Origin of the sequence: Ensifer sp. LC384, from assembly GCF_001695865.1 — a bacterium.
Classification (GTDB): Bacteria; Pseudomonadota; Alphaproteobacteria; order Rhizobiales; family Rhizobiaceae; genus Ensifer.
Genome location: NZ_MBST01000043.1, coordinates 21,889 through 28,808 on the forward strand (window position 1 = coordinate 21,889; position 6,920 = coordinate 28,808).

A 6,920-nucleotide genomic window follows, 5' to 3' on the forward strand; every position below is an offset into this window, starting at 1 on the left:
TATGAGTTCCCATGCGAAGGCGCCGCATCGACCGACCCGCGACCATCTCGACTGGCCGTTTTTCGAGGAGGGCCATCGCGCTCTTGCGGCGGAGCTGGACGCGTTCGTAGCCGGCGGCGGCCTGGGCGAGATCGATCACTCAAATGTCGATGCCGCCTGCCGACAGCTAGTGAGCGCTCTCGGCGCCGCAGGCGTGCTTCGCCATTGCGTGCCGAAGGCGTTCGACGGCGCAAGCGACGAGATCGACAGCCGGGCGCTCTGCCTCATCCGCGAAACGCTTGCCTATACCGATGGCCTTGCCGACTTTGCCTTCGCCATGCAGGGGCTCGGCACCGGCGCGATCAGCCTTTCCGGCTCCGATTCGCTGAAGCAGACGGTTCTGCCCAAAGTCGCCCGCGGCGAATGGATTTCAGCCTTTGCGCTTTCCGAGCCCGATGCCGGATCCGATGTCGCGGCGATGGCTTGTGCTGCCCGGCGCGACGGCGACCACTTCGTGCTCGATGGCGAAAAGACCTGGATCTCGAACGGTGGCATCGCCGACGCCTACACGGTCTTTGCCCGCACCGGCGAAGCGCCCGGCACCCGCGGCATTTCCGCTTTCGTGGTCTTCGCCGACACCCCCGGCTTCACGATTACCGAGCGCATCGAGACGATTGCGCCACATCCGCTCGCCCGGCTTCGCTTCGACAATTGCCGTATCCCGGCGTCACAGCTTCTTGGAAGTCCGGGCGAAGGCTTCAAGATTGCCATGCGCACCCTCGACATCTTCCGCCCTTCCGTCGCCGCGGCCGCTATCGGCTTTGCCCGGAGAGCGCTCGACGAGGCTGTGTCGCATGCGAAAAGCCGCAAGATGTTCGGCGCGACGCTTGCCGATCTACCGACGGCACAAAGCACGCTCGGCGAAATGGCGACCGCAATCGACGCCGCCGCACTTCTGACCTGCCGCACCGCCTGGCAACGCGACGTGCAGAAGCGACCGACGACCCGCGAAGCCGCAATGGCCAAGATGACGGCAACCGAGAATGCGCAATGGGTGATCGACCAGGCGCTGCAGCTCTTCGGCGGCCGTGGCGTGCGCGTCGGCGAGATCACGGAGCGGCTCTATCGCGAGATCCGGGCGCTGCGCATCTACGAGGGCGCGACCGAGGTTCAAAAGCTCATCATCGGCCGCGAGCTGATGAAGGGCGTAGCAGGATAACGGAGGGTGTCGAGCATGCATGGCTCAAAGGCGTCATTCGACTGGCAGGATCCATTCAACCTGGATGCACAGTTGACGGAAGAAGAGCGCATGGTGCGCCACACCGCTGAGGGCTACGCCGAAGGCCGGCTTGCCCCCCGTGTGCAGGAGGCGTTCCGCCACGAAAAGACCGATCCGTCGATCTTTGCCGAGATGGGCGAACTCGGCCTGCTCGGCCCCATGGTCTCCGAAGACTATGGCGGGGCGGGACTGAACTATGTGTCCTACGGCCTGATCGCCCGCGAGATCGAACGCATCGACAGCGGCTACCGCTCGATGATGAGCGTCCAGTCTTCCCTGGTGATCGTGCCAATCTACACGTTCGGCAACGAAGACCAGAAGCGCAAATACCTGCCTGGACTGACTGCCGGAACGAAGATCGGCTGCTTCGGCCTCACCGAACCAGACCACGGCTCCGATCCGGGATCGATGATCACCCGCGCCGTCAGGGTCGATGGCGGCTATCTGCTTTCCGGTTCCAAGACCTGGATCTCCAATGCACCGATCGCCGACGTCTTCGTCGTCTGGGGAAAGACCGCTGATGGCGTCATCCGCGGCTTCATCCTCGAAAAGGGATGGAAGGGCCTGAGCGCACCGACGATCCATGGCAAGGTGGGCTTGAGGGCCTCGATCACCGGCCAGGTCGTCATGGACGAGGTCTTCGTGCCGGAAGAAAACATGCTGCCCGACGTGACCGGGCTCAAAGGTCCCTTCACTTGCCTCAATTCCGCGCGCTTCGGCATCGCCTGGGGTGCGCTCGGCGCGGCCGAATCCTGTTACGAGACGGCACGCCAATACGTCATCGACCGCAAGCAGTTCGGCCGGCCGCTCGCCGCCAACCAACTGATCCAGAAGAAGCTCGCGGACATGGCGACGGAAATTGCCCTTGGCCTGCAGGGGTGCCTGCGCCTCGGACGGATGAAGGACGAAGGCAACCCGCCGGTCGAGCTGACGTCGATCCTCAAGCGCAACTCCTGCGGCAAAGCGCTGGAAGTCGCCCGAACCGCGCGCGACATGCTCGGCGGCAACGGCATTTCGGACGAGTTTCCGGTGGCCCGCCACCTCGTCAATCTCGATGTGGTTAACACCTATGAGGGCACGCACGACATCCACGCGCTGATCCTTGGCCGCGCCATCACCGGCATCGCCGCCTTCGCCAATTGAGGTCGGCATCGATGTTCAGGACCAAGAGGCCGCTGCGGTTCGGAGACTGCGATCCCTCAGGGATCGCCTACTTCCCGTCCTATCTCAACATCCTCGTCGGGGTGACCGAGGACTTCTTCGCGTCGCTCGGCTTTCCCTGGAAGGCGATGAACGACGAGCGACGGATCGGCGTGCCGACCGTGCGCCTCGATCTCACCTTCGCGCGTCCGGGCTTTCAGGGCGACGCGCTCGATTTTACCCTCGTGGTCCGACGCATTGGCCGCTCGTCGCTCGACATGGAACATTCGGTTTCCGCCAGGGACACTGTGCTCTGGACGGCTAACCAGCGCGTCGTTGCCACCTCGCTCGACAATCACGCTTCTTTGGCATGGCCGGATGACATCCGCGCCGCACTGACACAACATCTGGAGACGACCAATGCACACCATCCTGCAACCTGAAGGTTGGGCAAAGCCCATCGGCTACGCCAATGGCGTCGCCGCCAAGGGCCGCACTGTTTTCGTCGGTGGCCAGATCGGCTGGAACGAACGCTCCGAGTTCGAGACCGACGATTTCGTCGAGCAGGTGCGCCAGACGCTGAAGAACGTGGTTGCGGTGCTCGCCGCTGGCGGCGCCGAACCGCAGCACATCACTTCGATGACGTGGTACTTCACCGACAAGCAGGAATATGTCGGTAACCTGCGCGGCATCGGCCAGGCCTACCGCGAAACCATCGGCCGGCATTTTCCGGCCATGGCGGCAATGCAGGTGGTCGCGCTGGTCGAAGACCGGGCCAAGATCGAGATCCAGGCCACCGCCGTCATCCCTGATTGAGGCTTGCCGACATGTCCGAGATCCGATTTTCGGTGAGTGTTTCCGCCCTTCTTGAAGGCAGCGTTCTCGTCGTCACCATAGACAACCCGCCCGTCAACGCCCTCTCTGCGCATGTCAGGTCCGGCCTTATGGCGGCGCTCGACCATGCTGCCGATCTTCCGACGATTGCCGGTCTCGTGATCACCGGTGCGGGCAGCACCTTCATTGGCGGGGCTGACATCAAGGAGTTCGGCAAGCCGCCGGTCGAACCGGCACTTCCCGAGGTGATCGAGCGCATCGAGAATTTCGACAAGCCGGTCGTCTCTGCCGTGAACGGCGCGGCACTTGGTGGCGGCTGCGAGGTGGCGCTCGCCTGCCACGGCCGCATCGCTAGCGAGAAGGCCTCGTTCGGACTGCCAGAAGTCAAGCTCGGCTTTGTCCCGGGCGCAGGTGGCACGCAACGTCTGCCACGGCTGATCGGCGTGCTTGCGGCCATCGACCTCATCGGCATGGGGCGCACCGTCAAGGCGGAAGAAGCAGAGGCGCTCGGGCTCGCCGACGGTATCGCCGCAGATCATCTCGCCGCAGCGCTCGCACTCGTGCGCGAATGCGCCAGGAATTCGCTCCGCCGAACTGGCTTGACCGACGTTCCGGCCACGGACGCCGCTGCCGTAAGCGCCGCGGAAGCGAAAATCCTCGCGAAAGCCCGCGGCCAATCGGCTCCAGTCGAGGCCGTTCGACTGGTCAGGGCCGCGGCTGAGCTGGACCTGGCGGAGGGACTGGCACAAGAACGCGCTACCTTCCTGCGCCTGCGCGATTCCGCCGAATCTGCTGCTCTTCTCCACGTGTTTTTCGCCGAGCGCGCCGCCGGCAAGGTCGAGGGACTCGACAAGGTTTCACCACGAAAGATCGAGACCGTCGCCGTGGTCGGCACCGGGCTGATGGGCGCAGGCATCGCGGTATCAGCCTTGACCGCCGGCTATCGCGTCATCGGCCTGGAACAGACGCAAGAAGCAGCCGACAATGGTCGCGCTCGCATTGCTGGAGTTCTCGACAAATCCGTCCAGTCGGGACGCCTGACGGCGAGCCGGCGCGATGACTGCCTCGCCCGGCTCCAGACGACCATCGAAGCGACAGAACTCGCCACCGCTGATCTCGTTATCGAAGCGGTGTTCGACGACCTCCAGGTCAAGACGGAATTGTTGCAGAGGCTCGATGGCATCGTTGCACCCGGTGCCATTCTCGCGACCAACACGAGCTATCTCGATCCCGATGCGATTGCAGCAGCGACGGCCAATCCGTCGCGGGTGGTGGGATTGCACTTCTTCTCGCCCGCCAACGTCATGCGCCTTGTCGAAGTCGTCGATTGCTCCAAGACAGCGCCTGACGTTCTGGCGACCGCACTTGCCTTCGCGAAGCGTCTCGGCAAGCTGCCCATCGTCTGCGGCGTCACCGAAGGCTTCATCGGCAACCGCATCTTTTCCGCCTATCGCCGTGAGGCGGAGTTCATGCTTGAGGATGGCGCCCTGCCGCAGGAAATCGATGCGGCGCTGGAGGCCTACGGCTTTCCGTTGGGGATCTTCGCCGTCAACGACATGGCCGGACTGGAGATCGCCTGGGCGCGTCGGAAGCGGCTGGCCGCGACCCGAGATCCGTCCGCACGGTATGTCGAAATCGCCGACAGGCTCTGCGAGGCGGGTCGTCTCGGTCGCAAGAGCGGCCGCGGCTGGTACACCTACCCCAATGGCGAGCGCTCCGTCGATCCGCAAGTGACCACGGTAATCGAAGCGGCGCGGGCCGCCAAGAACATCTCGCCGCGCCCTTTCACTGCGGAGGAGATCATGAGCCGGCTTCTCAAGGCGATGGACGATGAAGGGATGGCACTGCTGGCCGAAGGCATTGCCGCGCGTCCCGGCGACATCGACCTGGTGATGATCAACGGCTACGGCTTTCCGGCGCACAAGGGTGGGCCAATGTTCGCCGCGCAGCAAGACAAGGATCTGACACCATGAGCGAGGCCTATGTCATTGGTGGCGTCCGCACGCCAATCGGTCGCTACGGCGGCGCCTTGTCGGCGGCGCGGCCCGACGATCTTGCTGCTCACGCAATCCGCGAGGCGCTGGCACGCTTTCCGAGCGTGCCTGCCGAGAGGATTGATGAAGTCGTCCTCGGTTGTGCCAATCAGGCCGGCGAAGACAACCGCAATGTGGCCCGCATGGCCTCGTTGCTTGCGGGACTGCCGGACACGGTTCCCGGAACGACGATCAATCGGCTTTGTGGTTCCGGGCTGGACGCTGTCGGTTACGCCGCGCGCGCCATCCGCCTGGGCGAGGCGGAAATCGTGATTGCCGGCGGCGTCGAAAGCATGTCGCGCGCGCCCTTCGTTATGCCGAAGGCCGGAAGCGCCTTCCAGCGCAGCGCCGAGATATACGACACGACGATCGGTTGGCGATTCGTCAACCCGCTCATGGAAAAACGATACGGCATAGACTCGATGCCTGAGACGGCCGAAAACGTCGCCACGGAATTTTCTGTCTCGCGCGACGATCAGGATGGCTTTGCGCTCCGCAGTCAGGCGCGCGCCGCAGCTGCGCAGAAGAAGGGGCGTTTCGCGCGCGAGATTGCCCCTTACCCGATTAAGGGGCGCAAGGGTGAGACGACACTCGTCGAACAGGACGAGCACCCGCGCGAGACAACCATCGAGAAGCTTGCAAGCCTTCCGACGCCGTTCCGCGCTAACGGTACGGTCACGGCCGGGAATGCTTCGGGCGTCAACGACGGGGCGGCAGCGCTCATTCTTGCTTCCGGCTACGCCGTCGAGCGCTACGACCTCAGGCCGCTTGCGAAGGTCAGCGGTGTTGCAACGGCAGGCGTCGCACCGCGCATCATGGGGATCGGCCCCGTCTTTTCCACCCGCAAACTTCTCGACCGGCACCGCCTCGGCATCGGCGATATCGACATTTTCGAACTAAACGAGGCGTTTGCCGCGCAGTCGCTCGCTTGCATGCGGCAACTCGGCCTCGCCGACGATGCCGCTCGCGTCAATCCCAATGGCGGCGCCATCGCCCTGGGGCATCCGCTCGGCATGTCCGGCGCGCGCCTGGCTTTGACCGCTGCGCTGGAGCTTGAGCTTCGGGACGGCAGGCACGCGATAGCCACAATGTGCATCGGCGTCGGACAGGGCATATCGCTGCTGTTGACGCGCCCTTAGCGGCCGGAGTTCCATATCGCACTGGTGAGGCATCGCCTTCTCTTGGGGCGAGAGCGGCATCGAGTTGGCGTTTGCCTGCTCGAGCGGCGAACGGTCTACCGGGCGCCGCAGTAACTTGGGTATCAGTCGACCGCCCTCACGTTGGAACCTGAAATTGTCGCTAGGCGTCGACAGCGCCGCGCGTCCATTTAGACGCGCAAAGGTCGCTGTAACACTTTGAGTTGCAGCATAATTTTGTCCTTAAATCGATTCCGATTTAAGGAATTATGCAGCAATGCCGGTAGGTGCTCGTCACTCGCCCCGCATGTCATTTGCGCTTCTACACGGCAGGACGATCAGCCCCGATCTGACCGGCTAAGGAGACGCCGCAGGAGATTCCTCGTAACCAACTGGCCTTGTGACCTTGCCCCGTTGAAATAATCCATTTTGAAGTAAGCTCTGGCCCATTGAGAGGACCAGGGAATGAAGCGCAACCGTTTCACGGACGAACAGATTATCGGCATTCTGAAGGAGCAC

General features: G+C 63.5%; 6 protein-coding genes. All 6 read left to right on the plus strand.

The genetic code is table 11. The annotated features are described in order from the left end of the window. Position 1 precedes the first annotated feature (1 nt). The 6 genes from BC363_RS25035 to pcaF are packed head-to-tail and all read left to right on the plus strand — an operon-like array spanning position 2 to position 6,404. Positions 2–1,198: an acyl-CoA dehydrogenase family protein gene (locus BC363_RS25035; protein WP_065785642.1), complete on the plus strand. Its 1,197-nt coding sequence runs from the start codon at positions 2–4 to the stop codon at positions 1,196–1,198. A gap of 15 nt (positions 1,199–1,213) precedes the next feature. After that, positions 1,214–2,401, plus strand: coding sequence for an acyl-CoA dehydrogenase (locus BC363_RS25040; protein ID WP_065785643.1), 1,188 nt, complete (start codon positions 1,214–1,216; stop codon positions 2,399–2,401). A gap of 11 nt (positions 2,402–2,412) precedes the next feature. After that, a complete protein-coding gene (locus tag BC363_RS25045; protein WP_065785644.1) occupies positions 2,413–2,841 on the plus strand; it encodes a thioesterase family protein in 429 nt (142 codons plus the stop codon). Next, entirely contained in the window at positions 2,819–3,214 is a 396-nt protein-coding gene (locus BC363_RS25050; protein ID WP_065785645.1) for a RidA family protein, read from the plus strand. The genes BC363_RS25045 and BC363_RS25050 overlap by 23 nt, the downstream gene beginning before the upstream one ends. Positions 3,215–3,225: 11 nt before the next feature. Beyond that, the gene (locus BC363_RS25055) at positions 3,226–5,205 is read left to right on the plus strand and encodes a 3-hydroxyacyl-CoA dehydrogenase NAD-binding domain-containing protein (RefSeq protein ID WP_065785646.1); all 1,980 of its coding nucleotides are present in this window, start codon (positions 3,226–3,228) and stop codon (positions 5,203–5,205) included. Continuing rightward, positions 5,202–6,404, plus strand: coding sequence for a 3-oxoadipyl-CoA thiolase (gene pcaF / locus BC363_RS25060; protein ID WP_065785647.1), 1,203 nt, complete (start codon positions 5,202–5,204; stop codon positions 6,402–6,404). The genes BC363_RS25055 and pcaF overlap by 4 nt, the downstream gene beginning before the upstream one ends. Positions 6,405–6,920: the final 516 nt, after the last annotated feature.